We start from the raw sequence: 18964 nt of genomic DNA on the forward strand, positions 1-18964 counted from the left end.
CCACCAAAAGGCCGATCAGGCCTTCTTCAAATAGCGGGCGTAACCCACGAGACCGGCCAGAGCGCGGACACCCCTCTCCGGGGTTGGGTAAACGGGAACTCCCCTCTCCTCGAGCATTCCGGCGTAGTGGTTCGTCTTCTTACCGCCCATCGCCACCGCGACTATGGGTTTGTCGCTCTTCTTCTGGTACTCCGCGAGGATGTCTATTATCTTCTCCTCGTCGAGGAGCGGGACCTGGAAGAGGACTATAACGACTATCGCATCGACGTTCGGATCTTTCACAAAGCCCTCGATGGCTATCCTGTAGCGCTCCGCGTCGGTATCTCCCACCACGTCCGTCGGGTTCCCTGCAACGGCGTGCGGCGGGAAGTTATCCTTCAGGAACCTGAGGGTGTCCTCGCTGAGCTCGGCCATCTTTAACCCGAATTTTGCGACCGCATCGCTCGCCATAACCCCTGCGCCACCGCCGTCGGTGATTATGCCCACCTTGTCACCCTTCGGGAGCTTGTGCCCCAGTGCCGCGAAGGCCTTGGCAAGATCGAACATGTGCTCGAAGTCCTCGGCGCGGATTATTCCCGTCTGCTTGAAGACGGCATCGTAAATCGTGTCGGCCCCGGCGAGCGAACCGGTGTGACTTGAGGCCGCTCTGGCACCGTACTCACTCCTCCCGCTCTTCAGGGCTATCACGGGCTTGACCCTCGTTATCTTCCTCGCCGAATCGATGAACTTCCGCCCGTCTTTGACGCCCTCTATGTAGAAGGTGACGACTTTTATGGTATCGTCGTGGAGGAAGTATTCCATCAGGTCGGCATCGTCCACGTCAAGCTTGTTGCCGTAGCTTACCATCTTCCCTATGCCTACGCCCGCCATGGCGGCCCAGTCGAGCATCGCCGCCGCGAAGGCACCGCTCTGGCTCACAAAAGCTATGGGCCCGCTCTTTGGTCTGTCCATCTTCTCCTCCGGGAGGAAGACGGTGTCAACCCCGGTATCTGGAACGTAAACGCCCACGCAGTTGGGACCTATTACCCTTATCCCGTTCTCGCGGGCTACCTCGAGTATCTCGCGCTCCATTCTCTTGCCTTCCTCACCGAGTTCGCCGAAGCCCCCCGTGATGATCACGACGGATTTTATTCCCTTTTCGGCTATCTCCCTCATGGTGGGGGGCACGAAGCGCGCGGGGATCGCTATGACCGCCAGATCGGTGTCATCGGGGAGGTCCTTAACGCTGTGGTAAACCCTGTAGCCTTCTATCTCGTCGAGTTTCGGGTTAACCGGGTAGACGTTGCCCCTGAAAATTCCCCTTTCTTTGTTCCTCCTGAAGTTTTCAAAGATAACGTTACCCACCTTGCCCCTCTTGTCCGTTGCACCGATGATGGCGACGGCCTTCGGCTCGAAGAAGGGTTTCATCTCCTCTATTACGCTTTCCCCCATTCTTATCCCTCCTCAAGAAACCGCTTCCGGGAGAAACTCGCCCCGGATGTATAAAAAAGTTGCGTTTTGTAAAACCTGAGTTGCGATGAACTGAAATGTTCATTCGCGATTCAAAATTTGCAGGCACTACCTGATGTCCTCCCTCCTGATGAGACCCATTGCGTAGGGACAGAGCTGTCTGAGCGGACAGGAGTCGCACTTTGGGTTTAAGGGCCTGCATACGGTCTTTCCGTGGTCCACCATCGCGTGGTTCACGTATATCCACCTGTCCTGAGGAATGAGCCGCTTCAGGTACTCCTCCACCTTCTCGGGGCCCACCTTCGGTGGGGCCAGTCCAAGGCGCTTGCTTATCCTGTTCACGTGGGTGTCAACGGGGATGGCCTGCCTTCCGAAGCCGTAGGCCAGAACTATGTTGGCGCACTTCCTGCCTATGCCCGGGAGTTTCATGAGCTCGTTTATGTCGTCGGGAACCTTTCCGCCGTAGTCCTCGAGGATTATCCTCGAAGCCCTGACTATCCATTCCCCCTTGGTCTTCCAGAGTCCAACCCCGCGCTTCCTGAGGAACTCCCTCATCTCCTCGACCGGCGTGTCGGCTATTCTCCTCAGGTCCCCGTACCTCTCGAAAAGCTCCCGCCAGACCCTGTAAGTCACCTCATCCCTCATCCTCTGGGATATTATGCAGTGCACCAGCGCCCTGTAGGGATCCCCTATGAGGAGGTTCTCCCTCGGGTAGGTTTTCATCAGAACGTCAACTATCTTCCCGGCGCGTCTTCTCTTCTCTTCCCAGCTCTCCTCAAAGGTGAAACCCTCAAGATCTAACGAGCCTGAGCTTTTTTCTGCCATGGATTATCACCACTGTTCTTCCGGAAACCCTAACTCCATTCAGGTCCTCGAACTCGTCGCTATAAATCTTTTGCCCGTTCTGGTTCAATATCAGAACCTTCCTCCCGAGCAGGACGACGAAGCCTCCCTCGAAGGTTAGGACGTCATCGATGGGTTCGTCGAACTGAAAGTCGACCACGTCAACGGAACCACTTGAAAGCTCTATCCTCGTGTTTCGTTTTACACTCACCGGGGAGGGCTCCGCCAGAAGGACCCTGAAGCGGAGGGACTTTCCGAGGAGTTCCACCTCCACCTCTTCACCCGTTCTGAGCTCTCTCCCGGCGAGCTTTTCCCTCAGGACGTCCAGGAAGTCAGCGGGGAGTTCGGCCTCGAAGAGGGGTTTTAGAACGACCCTCATTCCATCACCCGTGGAAGCTCCACGGAAAAGCTTATAAGGATAACATATCGAACGATATATCGGTGAGAGTTATGGAGCATCCCAGCTTCAAGAACTACATGAAGGTGCTCGTGCTGGATCTTCTCCACGAGCCGAAGCATGGCTATGGGATAATGTCCGAGCTGGAGGAGAGGTACGGGGTAAAGCCCAGCGCCGGAACGATCTATCCCATCATCAACTCACTGCGCAGGAAGGGTCTGATAGAGGTCGTGGGTACGGGAAAGAGGGAGAAGAAACTGTACCTGATCACGGAGAAGGGGAAGGAATACCTCAGGGAGCACTCGGGGGAGCTTGAGGAAGTCCGTAGAAGGATGCGCGCCTACAGGACCTTCCTCGACCTCGGGGGAAACGAGCTCAAACTGGCGTTTAAGGAGCTCTTTGAGTCCATTGATGGGCTAACGGAGGAGCAGAAGGCCCGGGTCAGGGATCTTCTGACGGAATGCGCCCGGGAACTGAGGCTGATCCTTCTGGGGGGTGAGTGATATGAAGGCGATAGAGGTCGAGAACCTCGTCAAGAAGTACGGCGACTTTGAGGCCGTTAAAGGTGTATCCTTCAGTGTGAAAAGGGGCGAGATATTCGCCTTTCTCGGGCCGAACGGGGCCGGGAAGACCACGACCGTCCACGTGCTGACCACCCTTCTCAAACCCACCTCCGGGAGGGCCAGCGTGGTCGGTCACGACGTCGTTAAAGAGCCCATGGAGGTCAGGCGGAAGATAGGCATAGTTTTTCAGGACCCGAGCGTTGACAGGGAACTCACCGCCTACGAGAACATGGTGATCCACGGGAGGATATACGGGCTCCGCGGGAAGGAGCTGAGGGAGAAAATAGAGAACCTTTTGAAGTTCGTCGAGCTCTGGGATTTTCGCGACAGGCCCGTTAAGTTCTTCTCCGGCGGGATGCGGAGGAGACTTGAGATAGCCCGTTCCCTGATTCACGAACCCGAGGTGCTCTTCCTCGACGAGCCGACGATAGGCCTCGATCCCCAGACGAGGGCCCACATATGGGAGTACGTAAGGACCATGAAGGAGGAGCACAACATGACGATATTCCTGACCACCCACTACATGGACGAGGCGGAGCAACTCGCGGACAGGATAGCCATAATGGACCACGGCAGGATAATAGCCGAGGGGACGTCGGAGGAACTGAAGAAGCTCGTCGGAAAGGACGTGATTTACCTTAGGCTACAGAGCCCCGCTGAGGAGCTTAAATGCCTAAAGGCGGATTTCATCAAGGGTTGCAAGCTTCTTCCGGACGGGAGGGTCAGGATAGACGTGGAGAACGCCCTCGAGGCCCTGCCGGCTATCTTCGAGCTCGCTGGAGAAACCGGGGTTAAGATACTGGAGGCAAGCTACCACAGGCCGACCCTCAACGACGTGTTCATCCACCTGACGGGCAGGGAGATAAGGGAGGAAAACGGCGGAAAGAGGGGACCCCTCTGGAGGAGGTGATAACATGCAGGTCTTTCTAACCATGATATACCGCGAGCTGAAGCGCTTTTTGCGCTCCCGTGCACGGGTTTTTGGGAGCCTGATCTTCCCCCTCATATGGCTGATCTTCTTCGGTAAGGGCTGGGCAGGGGTGTTCAACAACCCCTACGCGAAGAACATCTTCGGCGGCGTGGATTACCTCACCTACCTCGTGCCCGGTGTGGTGACCATGACGGTTTTCAACATGAGCTTCATGCAGGGTATAACGCTCATCTGGGACAAGCAGTTCGGCTTCCTCAAGGAGATCCTCGTCGCACCGGCGAGCAGAACCGAGGCCATAGTCGGCAGGATCACGGGGGGATCCATAGTGGCCATGATACAGGGCGTGATACTCCTGCTCCTGAGCTTCCTTCTGGCCGATCTCAGGGTGAGTGGGGTCCTTCCGACGCTCGGGATGAGCTTTCTCGTCGGCGTTGCCATAGCGGGCATGGGCGTCGCCATAGCCCTCAGTATGACGAGCATGGAGGCTTTCCAGATGGTGGTTACCATGCTGATGCTTCCGCTAACCTTCCTCAGCGGGGCGTTCTATCCGATAGACTCCATGCCCGGCTGGATGCAGTGGCTTGCGGAGATAAACCCGCTAACGTACGCGGTGGACGGTTCCCGCTACTACCTAGCGGGGGTGGAGCCGGCCTTTGGAATCGTCACCGACTGGGCGGTGCTCCTGCTCTTAGCGGTGCTCTTCACCGGAATTGCCGCCATGAGCTTCAGAAAGGCGACGATAGACTGAAGGGGTTTTTGATGTATTTTTGGGCCCCCATCTTTTGACCATCTTATGGCTCGACTTTATCCTTAAAACGTTCGTAGCTTATCCTCAACGCCTCGAGAACCGGAAGTTTTTCCCCGGCGAAGAAGCTTAACATCGCGCCGCCGCCCGTTGAGACGTGGTCTATTCCCGTTATGCTGTTCTCCCTGATGCTCGCCACCGAGTGTCCCCCTCCCACAACGCTGAAGGCCCGGCTTTCCCCTATCCCCCTGAAGACACCCACGGTTCCCGCGGCGAACTCCCTCATCTCAAAGACTCCCATCGGCCCGTTGGCCACTATTACGCCGGCCTTCCTTAGAATCTCTCCGTACTTCTCCACCGTCCTCGAACCGATGTCGAGTATTGGATGGTCGTCGAACAGCCACTTCTCGTCGCTCAGAAGGTCAACCTCGACGCGCTTTCCTTTGTAATCGATGGCAAAGTCCACGGGGGTTCTCACGTAGGGATAGAACTCATCGAGTATCCTCTCGGCCCGATCCACGGACTCCAGAAGGCCCCTTTTTTCGAGGAACTCGAGGTTCGTGTCGCCGAGGTTAAAGCCCTTGGCGAGGGTGAACACCTGTCCCACGAGGCCGCCGGTCAGTATGAGATCGGCCCTGTCGTTTTTAAGGACGTTTTCCGCAACCCGGAGCGAATCCCTTACCTTCGATCCACCGAGGACGTAAACGCGGGGTTTTTCACTGGCATCATATGCATGGGTGAGGGCGTTGATTTCCCTCTCCATGAGGAGGCCCATTATCATGGGCTTTAACCTCGCAAAGCCAACCAGTGATGGCTGGCTTCTGTGGGATGTCGCAAAGGAGTCGTTCACGACGTAATCTATGAGGGGTGCCAGTTTCCTTACGAAAAAAGTCCCCTCACACTCCTCAAGGGATCTGTATTCAACCTCCTCGGCGGAAAACCGGAGGTTCTCCAGCATGAGGACCTCTCCCGGCTTGAGGAGCCTTATCCTCTCGCGGGCGTACCTCCCGAAGATGTCCTCCACGTATTCGACTTCCGTTCCCAGAAGGTTGCTCAGGATCCGGGCGTGCTCTTCCGTGGTGTTGTAGTCGCCCCCGTAGGGCCTGCCCTGGTGGGTTCCCACGACGACCCTTGCCCCATGCTCCAGAAGGTACTCCAGAGTGGGAAGAACGGCCCTGAACCGGGCATCGTCCGTTATCCTCCCGTTCCTCACGGGCGAGTTAAGGTCAACCCTCAGAAACACCGTTCTGTTGTGGTAGTTGAAGTCCGTGAGCCTGAACATCCCATCACCACTTCCGTGTTAAATTCCAACCGTTAAAAACCTGCTTTGACACCGAAGGTGGTAATACAAACTCAGGGGAAAGAGATTTATAAAACGATGCCGGATACGTCACAGTGGCGGTGTAAGTGGTGAGGAACATGCCATGGAACAGGGACATGTTAACGCTCGCATCGGATGATGTTTTGCTCGAGAACGTGGTCGAACTTGGCCAGACTCAAGGGGCTCCAGCTCGAGGGAAAATACAAATGATCAGGCCATGAGCATGTTTTCTATCATTTTTATGGCTTCCACTATCTTGTTACCCGGCTTATCGTCGTTCTTCGGTATCTCAAGGTTGATGACGAGCCTTTCCTCCTTGGTGTCCTCGAAGTCGTAAACCTCGAGCTCCTCGATCTCAACGTCCTCGAAGATGCTCTCCAGCTCGGGGCTTATGATCTTTCCGTCGTTGCCGTAAACCTCAACGCGCACCACATCGTCCGTGGTTGAGACCACGACCATCACGTTGTAGGCCCCCAGTTTTTTGGTGAACCTGAGGACGTTTCCGTAGCCCTCAACCTCCTCCTTAAAGCCGAGCTGGTGCATGGTGCTCCTTATGGCTTCGGTTTTGCTCCTTATGCCGTTGAGGATCCTCTCACGAAGTTTGTAGCTCTCCAGGAGGGCCTTCTTTATTCCCTCCCCGGCCTCCTCGATTTTACCTTCCCATATACCGATGACCTTTATCCCGGAGGAGGTTGGCCTGAGCTCCAGCTTGATGGAATCAACGTCAAAGTCTCGCAGGTCCGTTATCTTAAGCTCGCCGAGGGTGAGGATCTCGAATTCAATCCTCACGAAGTTGCCGAAGGCTTTGCCCTTGAACTTCACCTCCATCACCATGGGGGGCTTGCGGATACGGTTTAAAAACTCTTCCATGGCTAAACGTCAAGGGAAGGGCCCACAATGGACTCATGGGTCGCTGGTTTCCCTCTTCGGGAACCTTCCAGAGTCCCTGAACATCTTTTCGGCCTCCTGAGCCATTCTCCGGGCAATAGCCGAGCTCCCACCGAAGCGTTTGTAGGCCCTGTAGTTCAACATCACCCCCTCGTAGAGGTCCTTTGCAACGTCCCCTCTTCCATTTCTAAGGGCCACTGGAAGCCTCGTGAGGTGAATCGCCATCTCAAGCAGGTGAAAATCCGCCCGGCTCAGGGGCCTTGGTGCGGGCTTTCCGGGGATGTAGCCGAGGGGTTCCATGAAGCAGAGGAGCGTCCTCGCCTTCCCCAGCTCGTCCTCGTGCTCTTCCTCCTCAACCTCAACCCTCCCGTAGAAACCGGGAAGGTTCCTGATCCAGCGGTATCCTTCGCGCCCTTCGAACTCGAGGGCGACGTCCATGTTTAGGGCCAGTTTTACGAGGAGTTCCACGTCACCGGTTATCTGGATTGTAGCCTGAGGCCATTCCCTGAGTTCTTCGGCGCTCTTTCCCCCGAAGAGCCTGAAGAAGAACTTCCTGCCCCTCCGTACAACGCCTACAGGGGTGGCGTTTGAGCGCGTAACGAGGATAACCTCGTAAACCTGACCCTCGTTGAAGAACTCCAGCATCCGACCACCGGGGAAACGTAAAGGAAAATCAAAGCCTCCCCCTCGGAAGGACGATGACATCGTCCCTGTCCACGTAGAAGGTCACCGGCTTTGTGGGCTTCAGGCCCGCAACTTCCCTGTCGTTGATGGTTCTGGCTATGATCCTCGTGTCCCCGAACAGGCCGACCACCTCGATGAAGAAGCCGTAGTACTCAACGAGGTCCACCGTTCCCTGGAGCGAAATCGCGTTCTCGGAGGGCTTGAGCCTTATTCTTTCAGGCCTGATGACGACCACCACGTCGTTGCTCTCCCCGCTGTACCTCAGGCCGTCCAGTTTCATACCCTCGAACTCAACCGATACGAGCTCGCCGTTCCTCTCCACGACCTTTGCTGGAATGACGTTGGTTTTGCCCATGAAACTGGCGACGAACTCTGTTTTCGGACTCTCGTAGATCTCCTTCGGTGTTCCGACCTGCTCGACGGTCCCGACGTTCATAACGGCTATCCTGTCGCTTATGGCCATGGCCTCCTCCTGGTCGTGGGTCACGTAGATTACCGTGATTCCGAGCTCGCGCTGGATTCTCCTTATCTCGGAACGCATCTCGAGGCGGAGTTTGGCATCGAGGTTGCTCAGCGGCTCGTCGAGGAGGAGGACCCTCGGCTCAACAACGAGGGCTCTGGCTATGGCAACGCGCTGCTGCTGGCCCCCGGACAGCTGGGTCGGGTAGCGGTCCTCGAGACCCCTGAGCCTGATGAGATCGAGGGCCCATTCGACCCTCTTCTTTATATCCTCTTTGGGGAGCTTCCTGATTTTGAGGCCGTAGGCGACGTTGTCGAAGACGGTCATGTGCGGCCAGAGGGCGTAGTTCTGGAAGACGAGCACCGCCCCGCGCTTGCTCGAGGGTAGGTATGTGACCTCGTCGTCACCGAAGTATACCCTCCCGCTGTCCGGGAAGTCGAGACCCGCGATTATCCTGAGGGTGGTGGATTTTCCACAGCCGCTCGGCCCGAGCAGGGTGAAGAGCTCTCCCTCCTTTATATGGAGGTTTATCCCCTTGAGGGCGACGGTTTCCCCGAAGGTCTTGACGACGTTTTCAAGTTTGACTTCAACCATCCAGACCACCTCACGTGAGACCTATGAAGGAGTACCTCTGTTTGGTTATCACGTTCGCCAGAACGATGGCTATGATCTGCACCGTCATCAGGAAGACTCCCAGCGCCGCGGCGAGGTTGGCACTCCCTACAGCACTCGTCATCAGCTCGACCATTCTGGCCGTTATCGGGTAGTAGTCGGGGTTGATGGAACCGAGGGTGATGCCCACACTCGTCTCGCTCATGCAGTAGACGAAGCTGAGCATTGCACCTCCGAGCAGGTTGAGGAGTATCAGGGGTATGAGTATGCCCGTGAGGGCCTTCCACCTGCTCGCCCCGAGGTTCAGTGCCGCCTCCTCAAGCGACACGTGGACCTGCTGGATTCCGGCCGATATGGAGCGGGCCGCGAAGGGCAGACGCCTTATGGAGTAGGCCAGCACGAGCACCATAGCTGGATTGAAGCCGAGGAGGTTCGTTGGGTCGAGGGGCGTGTCCGGGAAGACCTTCGCGAAGAAGAAGAAGTAGCTCATGGCTATGACTATTCCGGGAACGGCTATGGGTATGGTGGCCAGGCTGTCCAGAGTGGGCCCGAGCTTGCTCTTTTTGAACCTGCTGGAGGCGTAGGAGGCCGTGAGTGAGAGGAGGATGATGACGACTATGGCTATTGTTGAATAGGTAACGCTGTTGATGATGACCCTCTCGATGTCCGGCTGGGTTACGATGCTCTTTATGTGGGCCGTGGTGAACCCGGTGGGCCACGTTCCCGCCCAGCTCCTGCTGAAGGCGAGGAGGACGACACCAACCTGCGGGAATATGGATATGAGGAGCATGGGAATGACCACGAGGTATATGAGGGCCGCCTGCCAGCCCCTGGGCTTGGCCACACGGGGCTTCCACCTTCCACCCTTGCTTATCATGGAGTACTCCTTCATGCTTACGTACTTCCTGATGCCGAGGAACATTAGAAGGGCTATGGTGAGCATTACCAGGGCGAGTGCCGCCAGCTGCGGGCTTCCAACGTTGAATCCACTCGTAAACGCGCTGTATATCTGGAAGGACATGAGCTTTCTGGCGAGGGGGTTGCCCTGAAATACTATGGGTGCGGCGAGGTCCTCGAGGCTGAATATACCAACCAGCGTCGCTCCGGCAGCTATTCCCGGAAGTGCCAGCGGAAAAGTTACCGTCCTGAAGAGGTGTAGGCCCCCGCTCCCGAGGTTCTCGGCCTGCTCCTCGAGCGTCGGGTCTATGTTGATGAAGCTGGCGTAGGCGTTCAGGTAGACGATCGGGTAGTAGGTCATCGTCTGGCCGACTATAACGCCCACGAGACCGTCAATAACGATTCTGTGGGGGAAGAGGTGAAGGATGTCGTAGAAGATCCAGTTGATGAGCCCGTTCGGGAGGAACATCTTCTTCACAACGAAGACGTTCACGAAGGGCGTGACGAGAAGCGGAACGAAAAGGAGGATCCTGACGATGTTCTTTCCGGGGAAGTCGTAGCGGGCCATCACAAAGGCGAAGACCGTCCCCAGAATCGTCGTGAGGAGCATAACGCTGAGGGATACTATTATCGAGTTCAGGACAACCCCAAAGTCGACGCCCTGAACGTAGTATATCTTCTCACTCGAGGTCTCCACCAGCTGTGAGAAGGTCCCCTGAGGGTGAAGGCTGATGAAGTACTCCGAGGTGAGTATGCTCTTGAACCAGTGAAGGGAAAAGCTGCCGTTGTACTCGAAGGCCACCGCCAGCATGGCAATTACAGGTATCACGAGGAACGTCAGCAGGTAAAGGAGCGGCAGCAGAAACGAGGTGCCCACGACCGGATCGAAGATCGGTGTTCCGAACAGTCTCTCACTCCACTTGCTAACCTTCATGGGTTCTCAACCTCCGCTCTCTTTAGATCCCTGTTCCATGCATGGTTCTGGGGTGCCTATTTAAACGTTTCCAAAAGCTCCTTGCGTTCAAAAACATGGAAATTCGGAAGATAAAATAGGAAATTTTCAGAAAGATGTTAAACTCATCCGGTTATCCCCTTGAGATCCTGAAGGACTTTGTTGTACTTGTCCATGGCGGCCTGACGCCAGGCCTGAACGAGCTGGTCCTGGAAGTTCCTGTCCTTTACGATCCTGTCGTTGATGCTCTTGGCGTATTCCTCCGTGAAGGTGACCGTCTTGCCAGTCTCGGGGTCCTTGAACTCTATCGGATCGGTGAGCTCCTTCTTGAGACTTTCGAACTGATCTTTGGTTATCTTGCCTTCTCTGTACGCCTTGGCTATGGCCACCCACGCGCTGTGGAGCTGCTGGTTCGGATCGACGAGCGTGGCCTTGAAGTAGTACTGGAGGGCACTTACGGTCTCGAGGGCCCTCTTGTCGTCGAAGGGTATTCCCTGGGCACTCGTGGCATCCTCGTAGGCCTTCTTAAGAGCGGGTCTCGCCTGACCGTAGGTCTGGCCCTCGTGCTGACCCTTGAATATGACATCGGCGTAGGTCTTGGTCACCTTCATGTCGAATATCTGGGGGTTGATGGGGAGCCTGTTTATGTCCGGGCTCATCCAGATGGCCTGCCCCTCCGTCAGGACCCAGTAGATGAAGGCCTGCGCCGCCTCGGGATGCTCTGCCTTGGCGAGGAGCGCTATCGGGTCACCGTTGATGATGCTCTCCCCCTTCGGGACGACGTAAAGGCAGTCGGGGTTCTGCTGCATGGCCGTGTAGCCGTAGAAGTCTATCGTGTTTCCTGCTGCTATCTCGCCGTTTATCACGGCGTCCCTAACGGCATCACTCGCCATGTAAACCTTGGAGTTGGCGGCTATCAGGGTCATCACGCGCCAGCCCTCTTCCCATCCAAAGGCCTGAAGGATGATCTGGTATATCCTCGTGTTGGAGGTGCTCTTCGTTGGATCCGCTATGCCGTACTGGGGCGGATCGATGGCCCATTTTTCGCTGGCAACGTCCTCCCACTTCTCCGGCATCTCGAGGTTCCACTTTTTGAGCTGGGCCTTGTTGACGGTGAAACCAAAGGAGGAAAGCGCCGCCGCTATCCAGTAGACCTTGTCCCCGTCCTTTCTGACCATGGACATTCCCGCGAGTTCGGTTGGTATCTGGTTGCCGAGCAGGTTCAGGATTTTCTCATCGGTTATCGGGGCGAGGTAGTTTTCCCTGTAGAGGTCATCGAAGAGCGTTGGCCCCCCGCCCCATCCGACGTCCGCGCCTTTCTCGATGTAGCTCGGCCAGAGGCTTTCGGGAACCTTGATGAACTTGAGGTCCTTTATGTTGTACTCCTTGGCTACGTCGCTCTTGAGGAATATCTGCTTCGTCATGTACTGGATGGTGGCATCGTGCCTCGTAACGATGACGAGGGTTATTCCCTCGCCGGAAGTTGCCGTCGAGGTGTTCTCACCTCCTATGCAGCCACTGGCAACCATGCTGAGTGCGAGAAGAGCTATCACAACCGCCGAAGCGAGCTTTTTCATTTTTACCACCTCAACCTTAACGGGTGGGGCTTCTCAAAACACAATAAAAAATTAATGGAAGCAAGAGAAGGCGTCACTTCCTCCTCCTGAGGAGTGGAAGCAGTGCAAGGCCGAGAATGGCAGCGGGACCACAGGTGCTTTCCCCGCTCTCGCTCTTCGTCTGGCCCAGAGTGCTCTGGACCGAGGTGGCCCACTTAATGAAGTTGCTGACGAACTGCGGGCCATCGAGCTTGACGCCGTGATATTCCGGTGCCCACATCGGCTCATAGCCACCGTAGGGTGTCTCACCGCTGACTATGAGGACGTTCTTCTTGTCCGGGAAGAGCTGGACGGCCATGAGCGGGAACACGCCGGTGCTGCCGGCCTCGTAGGCGTTGGCCGCCGGGTCGTTGTTCTCAACGATCTGCCCGTCCTTGCTGCTGGTGACGATCACGTAGACGTTTTCAATACCGGCGTTTGGAGTGAGGGCCTTCCAGTTGCCGCTGTCATCGACGTAGGCCACGACGCCCGGGCCGTGGAAGAGAACCTTCCCCCCGTTGGCAAGGTCCTTGGTTATCATGTCCTTGTCCGGGGTGCTCGAGTCGGGGTTAACCTGACCCACGACACGGTAGCCGGCCCCGGCGTTGCTGGTGGCATCCTCAACGGAAGCCTGATCAACGCGGAGGTTGGCCCCGATGTTGTCGAGAATAGCGTCGGCGAAGTCGATCCTGTTCACACCGTCTCCATAGTCGGAATCGGCGGCAACCCAGAGGATCCTGTTACCGTCGCTCCACCACTTCACGATGGCCTGAATCTCGTCCTGGGCGAAGGCCTGACTCGGCTGACCGAGGATGAGGAAGTCAACGTCCTTGATGGCATCGTAGGTTATCTTCTCCCCCACGCTGTCGATTCCGAGCGTGTCTGCCTCGGCCGGGTCTCCGATGTAGACCCAGTTGAAGTCGCCGAGGGTCTTTATCATTCCTTCCGCGAGAACGGTGCCGTTTTTGTCAGTCAGGGCCGCCAGTCCCTTATCGCTCTCGCCGTGGGCGAGATCAACACCGATGGTGGTTGCGCTTGCCATGGCAAAGCCAAAAACACCAAAGAACACAAACACGGCCACTATCATTGCAGCCTTTCGCATGGTATCACCGGGTTAATAACGTTTCATGGGGTTATAAATCTTATGAATCGAACTTTAACAGGTTAGAAAAACTTCCGCAAAGTCCTTAAAGGTTCCCGTCCTTCAGGCTTCAGGTGGTGTTATGGACGTTGAAGGAAGGATAGAGCTTATCAGGAGAAAGCCAACGGAGGAGCTTCTGACGGAGGAGAACCTCAGGCACCTGCTCGAGACTGGCGTTCCAATGCAGCACTACATAGGGTTTGAGATAAGCGGTTACATCCACCTTGGAACCGGCCTCATGGCCGGGGCGAAGATAGCGGACCTTCAGAAGGCTGGAATTAAAACGAGGGTTTTCCTCGCCGACTGGCACAGCTGGATAAACGACAAGCTCGGCGGTGACCTCGAGGTTATCCAGAGGGTGGCGCTCACCTACTTCAAGGAGGGCATGAAGCAGAGCATAAGGATAATGGGCGGTGATCCGGACAAGGTGGAGTTCGTGCTCGCAAGCGAGATTCTCGAGAAGGGCGACTACTGGCAGACCGTCATAGACATATCCAAGAACGTCACCCTCGCCAGAATGATGCGTTCCATAACGATAATGGGCCGTCAGATGGGCGAGGCCATAGACTTCGCCAAGCTGATATACCCCGCGATGCAGGTGGCGGACATATTCTATCAGGGCGTCACCATCGCCCACGCCGGCATGGACCAGAGGAAGGCCCACGTGATAGCTCTGGAGGTGGCCCAGAAGCTCAGGTACCACCCCCTCGAGTGGAAGGGCGAGAAGCTCAAACCCGTTGCCCTTCACCATCACCTCCTGCTCGGCCTGCAGGAACCTCCGGTCTGGCCCATAGAGAGCGAGGAGAAGTTCAAGGAGCTTAAGACCCAGATGAAGATGAGCAAGAGCAAGCCCTATTCGGCCGTTTTCATCCACGATACGCCCGAAGAGATCAGGGAAAAGCTCAGAAAGGCCTTTTGCCCGGCAAAAGAGGTTAACTACAACCCCGTCCTCGACTGGGCGGAGCACATAATCTTCCGGGAGGAGCCGATCGAGTTCACGATCCACCGTCCCGCGAAGTTCGGTGGGGACGTTACCTACACGACTTTCGATGAGCTCAGAAGGGACTTTGCGGAGGGCAGGCTCCACCCCCTCGACCTCAAGAACGCCGTGGCCGAGTACCTCATCGACCTCCTCAGGCCCGTGAGGGACTACTTTGAGAGGAACCCCGAACCGCTCGAACTGATGCGGGAGGTAAGGATAACCCGCTGATTTTTTCCTCCGGCCGGTGGAACCCATGCCAGGGGTGGACGAGAAGGACAGGGAGATACTCAGGATACTCCGGAGGGAGGGTCGTATAACCCTGACCGAGCTCGGAAGGCGGGTAGGCCTCTCCCCGGCAAGCGTTAAGAACAGGATGGAAAAGCTGGAAAAACTGAGGGCCATCAGGGGCTACTCGGCCATCGTCGATCCCGCCTTTCTTGAGGAGTACGTTCAGGTCTTCATCGAGCTCGAGCTGGCGATAGACGATCACACCGTCGATCCAATCCTCAGACGGATTGCGGCGCTGGAGGAAGTTCAGAGCCTCCACAGACGCAGTGGCGGGGAGCAGATACTGATAAGGGCGAGCTTTCATAACACCGACGAGGTAAAGGCCTTCGCCGGGAGGCTCAGGAGGTTCTTCGGTAAAAACCTTGAGCGGGTTGAGGTAAGCCTCATCATGGAGACCTTCAAGGAGAACTGGGTGTCCTTCAGGGGAAGGGAGTGAGGATGCTCTTCGTGATTCGACCGGGAAGAAAAAAGAACGAGCTTGAAGCCTTTTTCATCGAGAAGGAGCCCCACAAACTCTCAGGGATGGAGAACATTAAGGCCGACAGGGTGTACCGCCTCCTGATGCGCGATGGAAGGCTTTTCAAGGTCCTCGAAGGGAGCAACTACAGGAACCCCAAGGAGATTGAGAAACTCCTCAGGGAGGCGAGGATCGTTCTGGTGGGGGCTGAAGAGTGGGAAGACTACTTCAGGAAGAGACTCCAGAACGGGAAAGTTGAGAGGGCCGAGCTCTGCCGCCTCTGTCTCCTCGAAGGCAGAATAACCGTCCTGACGCCGGGTAAGAGGATCAAATACCGGGATGAATACATATGCGAGCGCTGTGCCGAGGACGAGCTGAAGAGGGAGCTCCGCTTCAGGTTCAGGAGCACGGCCATGTTCGATCAGGCGAAGAACCTCCTCAAACGTTTCCGCGATCTCGACAAGGTCCTCTACGCCTTTGACCCGCGCTTCGATCCCGTGAAGCATCCGGAGGTGACGCGGTGGGACGAGCTGAAGGCCAGGCACGTTAAGGTCGAGGGAATCCGACTCGATGAACTTCCGGTTCCGGAGGAGTTTAAATCGGTTCTTAAGGAGGAGGGCATCGACGAACTCCTCCCGGTTCAGAGTCTGGCCGTAAGAAACGGCCTCCTCGATGGGGAGAGCCTCCTCGTGGTTTCAGCAACTGCAAGCGGCAAAACCCTTATCGGAGAGCTGGCGGGCATCCCGAGGGCAATGGAGGGGAAGAAACTGCTGTTCCTGGTTCCCCTCGTGGCCCTGGCCAACCAGAAGTACGAGGACTTCAGACGGAGGTATTCCCGGCTCGGGCTGAAGGTGGCCATCCGGGTGGGCATGAGCAGGATTAAAACGAAGGACGAGCCGGTGGTCGTTGATACGGGTATAGACGCCGACGTGGTGGTCGGAACCTACGAGGGGATAGACTACCTCCTCCGCGCCGGCAGGAAGATAGGAAACGTCGGGACGGTGGTTATAGACGAGATACACATGATAGACGATGAGGAGCGCGGTCCGAGGCTCGACGGCCTCATAGCCCGCCTTAGGATGCTCTACCCGAAGGCCCAGTTCATAGGTCTGAGCGCAACCATCGGGAACCCCGGGGAGCTGGCCAGGGAACTTGAACTGAAGCCGGTGCTCTACGACGAGAGACCGGTCGATCTGGAGAGGCACGTCATCGTGGCGAGGAACGAGTCAGAAAAATGGCGCCACATAGCGGCCCTCTGCCGGGCGGAAGCGATGAGAAAATCCCCGCAGGGCTACAAGGGGCAGACGATAGTCTTCACCTTCTCCCGAAAGAGGACCCACGAGCTTTCCGCCTACCTTACTTCAAAGGGCCTGAAGGCCAAACCCTACCACTCGGGTCTTCCCTACAGGCAGAGGAAGCTAACCGAGATGGAGTTCCTGAGCCAGCGTCTGGACGTTGTGGTCACCACGGCCGCACTTGGAGCCGGGGTCGACTTCCCGGCAAGTCAGGTTATCTTCGAGAGCCTCGCGATGGGGAGGAAGTGGCTCACCGTCCGGGAGTTCCACCAGATGCTCGGCAGGGCCGGAAGACCCCTTTACCACGAGAAGGGGAAGGTCTACCTCATCATCGAGCCCGGAAGGAAGTACTCCGCCGGGATGGAGGGTTCCGAGGATGAGGTCGCCTTCAGGCTCTTAAACGAGCCGGTGGAACCCGTGAAGGTTGAGTGGAGCGACGAGCTCGAGCAGGACAACGTTCTGGCACATTCCTGCGTCTTCAACCGGCTGGACGTGATCGAGGAGGTACAGGGGAGGTGCCTCGGCGCCAACCAGAGCGCCGAAAAGGTCCTTGAAAAGCTCCAGGAATTCGGTTTCGTTCGTCTTAAAAGGCCCTTCGTTGAAGTTACGCCCTACGGAAGGGCCGTTAGTATGAGTTTTCTGCTCCCGAAGGAAGCTGCCTTCATAAGGGACAACCTCGGGAAGAGGCCCGCCCGCTGGATGGCGGTTAAGTTATTTCCCTTTGAGAACCTTTACATGGGCGGAAGGCTCCAGAGGGAGCTCGAGGGGGCAATCAGGGGAAGGCTGAGCGCCAGAATCTTCTCCCCGGGTTTCGCCTCAATCCTCGAGGAGCTGGACAGGGTCATCCCCGAGCTGAGCCCCAACGCCGCCGAGAGGCTCTTCACCATCTATCAGGAGTTCTTCATGTGCCCGGAGGAGGATTGCACGGAGTATGCCATGGAGAGGGTGAGCGATCTGATAATCGAACTCAGGAGGGACGGCAGGCATCCGACGCAGATAGCGGAGCACTTCAGGAAGGTTTACGGTCTGACGGTCTACCCCGGGGACGTGTTTACGTGGCTCGACGGGATTGTCAGGAAGCTCGAGGCCATCGGGAGGATAGCGAGGGTCTTCCGCGTTAGGAAAACGGAGGAGGAAGCCAGAATCCTCAGGAGGGAGATCGAGGAGGGAAGAAGGAGGTGAATCAGAGCTGGAGGATCATCTGGGCGGGATCCCTTATGGCCGGTCCAAGGCCGAGGATGTAAACCGCGAGGTACCAGTACCTCCTCTCCTCCTCGTCCGGCACGAGGTATTTTAGACCGTAGTAGACGACCACGAGTATTATGGTTATCCACGGATAGTAGAAGTAGGCACCGAAGCGGTTCACGAGCATGCTCTCCAGCCAGTGGACTTCACGGTAGCCGTAGAAGTGGATGGCCACGACGGTCGAGGCTATGTCGAAGTAGTGGGCCAGAACGGGGTAGAGGTAGAGTCTGTCGAAGGGCCTCCACCTGTAGAAGGCGAGCACTGCAACGAAGCTAACCGCCGTGTGCAAAAGGGTGAGACCGTAAGGTTCCCAGTTCTTCGCGCTGGTAACCAGCAGGTAAAGGGCCCAGAGGGCCAGAAGGGAGCCCCAGGCGGTTGTTATCTTCGGATACGTTCCAAGCCTCGCATCGGCCACGATGGCCGGCAGGATGAGGAAGAAGGCCGTGAAAAACACGCCCGGCGTCAGTAGGAGCGGGTGTTTCGGAAGAACGCCTCCATCCACCAGCGCCCTCACCGTGGCACCGAAGACGACCATCGGGGTAACCGCCAGATAGAGCCTCCCGTCCACCTTTATCCCGAGGGGCTTTATTATATACCTGTATGAGTATATCACACCGAGTCCCAGAAGGAGCGCGTAAACAAGGGTGTTGATCGCGTTGTAGCCGCTCCTCGTGAACATCGGCTCCCAGAAGTACGCGTTAAAGAACTCCCACAGAGATTGCCAGATACCCGTCATGAGCCTCCCCCCCGTGCCTCTCATCCTCGGTTTAAAGGCCTTTCGGACGGGAGGGAAAGGGTGATAAAGCCCTTAACCCTAAGTGCCCCGGGTGATAGAAGTGTACGGAATTCCCTACGTCTTTGGTGGAGCGGTCCTGATGGTCCTATTTCTGGGCCTCTTCGTGGCGGCTCTCTTCCTCTGGGCTGCGGCGAAGCTCATCGGGATCCGTGATGCCTCAATCGGAAAGGCCATGGTGGGGATACTCGGCGGTGGTCTTCTCGCGTTCCTCGTCCTCATCATAGTCGGGTTTATCCTCCGGCCGCTCGGGGTCATAGCTTCCCTGATAACCTACATCTGGGTCATAAAGGTCGTTTTCAACACCGACTGGTTCCGGGCCTTTATGGCATGGCTGGTGGCGGGTGTGATAGAGGGGTTGGTGGTCCTCATCACCGTCATCCTCGGCTTCGTTACCCTCGGATCGCTGGGATGATACGCAAGGTA

The 18964-nt window shown here is 56.7% G+C and carries 18 protein-coding genes; 7 read left to right on the forward strand and 11 right to left on the reverse strand.

What is annotated here, in order from left to right:
• Positions 1 to 15: 15 nt before the first annotated feature.
• From A3L12_RS06935 to A3L12_RS06945, 3 genes are all read right to left on the reverse strand, one after another.
• Complete coding sequence (locus A3L12_RS06935; protein WP_088882941.1) at positions 16 to 1431, reverse strand: acetate--CoA ligase family protein; 1416 nt, start codon at positions 1429 to 1431, stop codon at positions 16 to 18.
• Positions 1432 to 1557: 126 nt separating this feature from the next.
• The gene (gene nth, locus A3L12_RS06940; protein ID WP_088882942.1) at positions 1558 to 2274 is read right to left on the reverse strand and encodes an endonuclease III; all 717 of its coding nucleotides are present in this window, start codon (positions 2272 to 2274) and stop codon (positions 1558 to 1560) included.
• On the reverse strand, positions 2240 to 2671 hold the full coding sequence (locus tag A3L12_RS06945; RefSeq protein WP_088882943.1) for an ATPase: 432 nt from the start codon (positions 2669 to 2671) through the stop codon (positions 2240 to 2242). Before A3L12_RS06945 ends, nth begins: the two co-directional genes overlap by 35 nt.
• Positions 2672 to 2742: 71 nt before the next feature.
• Between A3L12_RS06945 and A3L12_RS06950 the strand changes: the two genes are divergently transcribed.
• Genes A3L12_RS06950 through A3L12_RS06960 form a run of 3 tightly spaced genes read left to right on the forward strand, consistent with a single transcriptional unit; the run spans position 2743 to position 4931 of the window.
• Positions 2743 to 3192 (forward strand): PadR family transcriptional regulator, encoded by a 450-nt coding sequence (locus A3L12_RS06950; RefSeq protein ID WP_088882944.1) that lies wholly within the window; start codon positions 2743 to 2745, stop codon positions 3190 to 3192.
• A 1-nt stretch (position 3193) separates the two neighbouring features.
• The gene (locus tag A3L12_RS06955; protein WP_088882945.1) at positions 3194 to 4162 is read left to right on the forward strand and encodes an ATP-binding cassette domain-containing protein; all 969 of its coding nucleotides are present in this window, start codon (positions 3194 to 3196) and stop codon (positions 4160 to 4162) included.
• A 4-nt stretch (positions 4163 to 4166) separates the two neighbouring features.
• Positions 4167 to 4931, forward strand: a complete 765-nt coding sequence (locus A3L12_RS06960) for an ABC transporter permease (RefSeq protein ID WP_088882946.1) — start codon at positions 4167 to 4169, stop codon at positions 4929 to 4931.
• 43 nt (positions 4932 to 4974) lie between these two features.
• Here the strand turns inward: A3L12_RS06960 and A3L12_RS06965 are convergent, their stop codons facing one another.
• The 7 genes from A3L12_RS06965 to A3L12_RS06995 all read right to left on the reverse strand — a co-directional run bounded on the left by A3L12_RS06965 (position 4975) and on the right by A3L12_RS06995 (position 13439).
• Positions 4975 to 6210, reverse strand: a complete 1236-nt coding sequence (locus A3L12_RS06965) for a phosphoglycerate kinase (RefSeq protein ID WP_088882947.1) — start codon at positions 6208 to 6210, stop codon at positions 4975 to 4977.
• 249 nt (positions 6211 to 6459) lie between these two features.
• Positions 6460 to 7083, reverse strand: a complete 624-nt coding sequence (locus A3L12_RS06970; RefSeq protein WP_088882948.1) for a hypothetical protein — start codon at positions 7081 to 7083, stop codon at positions 6460 to 6462.
• A gap of 69 nt (positions 7084 to 7152) precedes the next feature.
• Complete coding sequence (locus A3L12_RS06975; RefSeq protein ID WP_088882949.1) at positions 7153 to 7782, reverse strand: DUF447 domain-containing protein; 630 nt, start codon at positions 7780 to 7782, stop codon at positions 7153 to 7155.
• A 28-nt stretch (positions 7783 to 7810) separates the two neighbouring features.
• Positions 7811 to 8875, reverse strand: a complete 1065-nt coding sequence (locus A3L12_RS06980) for an ABC transporter ATP-binding protein (RefSeq protein ID WP_088882950.1) — start codon at positions 8873 to 8875, stop codon at positions 7811 to 7813.
• Between the two features lie 10 nt (positions 8876 to 8885).
• Entirely contained in the window at positions 8886 to 10724 is a 1839-nt protein-coding gene (locus A3L12_RS06985; protein WP_088882951.1) for an iron ABC transporter permease, read from the reverse strand.
• A gap of 143 nt (positions 10725 to 10867) precedes the next feature.
• A complete protein-coding gene (locus A3L12_RS06990) occupies positions 10868 to 12319 on the reverse strand; it encodes an ABC transporter substrate-binding protein (protein WP_088882952.1) in 1452 nt (483 codons plus the stop codon).
• Positions 12320 to 12392: 73 nt separating this feature from the next.
• Positions 12393 to 13439: a CGP-CTERM sorting domain-containing protein gene (locus A3L12_RS06995; protein ID WP_088882953.1), complete on the reverse strand. Its 1047-nt coding sequence runs from the start codon at positions 13437 to 13439 to the stop codon at positions 12393 to 12395.
• A 121-nt stretch (positions 13440 to 13560) separates the two neighbouring features.
• On the opposite strand from A3L12_RS06995, the gene A3L12_RS07000 reads away from it, so the two are divergent.
• From A3L12_RS07000 to A3L12_RS07010, 3 genes are read left to right on the forward strand one after another with little or no spacing between them, the layout of a single operon-like run.
• Positions 13561 to 14688 (forward strand): tyrosine--tRNA ligase, encoded by a 1128-nt coding sequence (locus tag A3L12_RS07000; RefSeq protein WP_088882954.1) that lies wholly within the window; start codon positions 13561 to 13563, stop codon positions 14686 to 14688.
• A gap of 25 nt (positions 14689 to 14713) precedes the next feature.
• On the forward strand, positions 14714 to 15184 hold the full coding sequence (locus A3L12_RS07005; protein WP_088882955.1) for an Lrp/AsnC family transcriptional regulator: 471 nt from the start codon (positions 14714 to 14716) through the stop codon (positions 15182 to 15184).
• Between the two features lie 2 nt (positions 15185 to 15186).
• The gene (locus A3L12_RS07010; protein ID WP_088883246.1) at positions 15187 to 17682 is read left to right on the forward strand and encodes a DEAD/DEAH box helicase; all 2496 of its coding nucleotides are present in this window, start codon (positions 15187 to 15189) and stop codon (positions 17680 to 17682) included.
• Position 17683: 1 nt separating this feature from the next.
• Here A3L12_RS07010 and A3L12_RS07015 read toward each other — a convergent pair whose 3' ends face one another.
• A complete protein-coding gene (locus tag A3L12_RS07015) occupies positions 17684 to 18481 on the reverse strand; it encodes a DUF63 family protein (RefSeq protein WP_088882956.1) in 798 nt (265 codons plus the stop codon).
• Positions 18482 to 18572: 91 nt separating this feature from the next.
• On the opposite strand from A3L12_RS07015, the gene A3L12_RS07020 reads away from it, so the two are divergent.
• The gene (locus A3L12_RS07020) at positions 18573 to 18953 is read left to right on the forward strand and encodes a hypothetical protein (RefSeq protein ID WP_232462882.1); all 381 of its coding nucleotides are present in this window, start codon (positions 18573 to 18575) and stop codon (positions 18951 to 18953) included.
• Positions 18954 to 18964 lie beyond the last annotated feature (11 nt).

It is taken from the genome of Thermococcus sp. P6 (assembly GCF_002214525.1).
Lineage (GTDB): Archaea > Methanobacteriota_B > Thermococci > Thermococcales > Thermococcaceae > Thermococcus.

Bases quoted from the DNA above. Each gene is read 5' to 3' on its own strand.
- A3L12_RS06935 (WP_088882941.1), bottom strand. From the start codon at position 1,431: ATGGGGGAAAGCGTAATAGAGGAGATGAAACCCTTCTTCGAGCCGAAG.
- nth (WP_088882942.1), bottom strand. From the start codon at position 2,274: ATGGCAGAAAAAAGCTCAGGCTCGTTAGATCTTGAGGGTTTCACCTTT.
- A3L12_RS06945 (WP_088882943.1), bottom strand. From the start codon at position 2,671: ATGAGGGTCGTTCTAAAACCCCTCTTCGAGGCCGAACTCCCCGCTGAC.
- A3L12_RS06950 (WP_088882944.1), top strand. From the start codon at position 2,743: ATGGAGCATCCCAGCTTCAAGAACTACATGAAGGTGCTCGTGCTGGAT.
- A3L12_RS06955 (WP_088882945.1), top strand. From the start codon at position 3,194: ATGAAGGCGATAGAGGTCGAGAACCTCGTCAAGAAGTACGGCGACTTT.
- A3L12_RS06960 (WP_088882946.1), top strand. From the start codon at position 4,167: ATGCAGGTCTTTCTAACCATGATATACCGCGAGCTGAAGCGCTTTTTG.
- A3L12_RS06965 (WP_088882947.1), bottom strand. From the start codon at position 6,210: ATGTTCAGGCTCACGGACTTCAACTACCACAACAGAACGGTGTTTCTG.
- A3L12_RS06970 (WP_088882948.1), bottom strand. From the start codon at position 7,083: ATGGTGATGGAGGTGAAGTTCAAGGGCAAAGCCTTCGGCAACTTCGTG.
- A3L12_RS06975 (WP_088882949.1), bottom strand. From the start codon at position 7,782: ATGCTGGAGTTCTTCAACGAGGGTCAGGTTTACGAGGTTATCCTCGTT.
- A3L12_RS06980 (WP_088882950.1), bottom strand. From the start codon at position 8,875: ATGGTTGAAGTCAAACTTGAAAACGTCGTCAAGACCTTCGGGGAAACC.
- A3L12_RS06985 (WP_088882951.1), bottom strand. From the start codon at position 10,724: ATGAAGGTTAGCAAGTGGAGTGAGAGACTGTTCGGAACACCGATCTTC.
- A3L12_RS06990 (WP_088882952.1), bottom strand. From the start codon at position 12,319: ATGAAAAAGCTCGCTTCGGCGGTTGTGATAGCTCTTCTCGCACTCAGC.
- A3L12_RS06995 (WP_088882953.1), bottom strand. From the start codon at position 13,439: ATGCGAAAGGCTGCAATGATAGTGGCCGTGTTTGTGTTCTTTGGTGTT.
- A3L12_RS07000 (WP_088882954.1), top strand. From the start codon at position 13,561: ATGGACGTTGAAGGAAGGATAGAGCTTATCAGGAGAAAGCCAACGGAG.
- A3L12_RS07005 (WP_088882955.1), top strand. From the start codon at position 14,714: ATGCCAGGGGTGGACGAGAAGGACAGGGAGATACTCAGGATACTCCGG.
- A3L12_RS07010 (WP_088883246.1), top strand. From the start codon at position 15,187: ATGCTCTTCGTGATTCGACCGGGAAGAAAAAAGAACGAGCTTGAAGCC.
- A3L12_RS07015 (WP_088882956.1), bottom strand. From the start codon at position 18,481: ATGACGGGTATCTGGCAATCTCTGTGGGAGTTCTTTAACGCGTACTTC.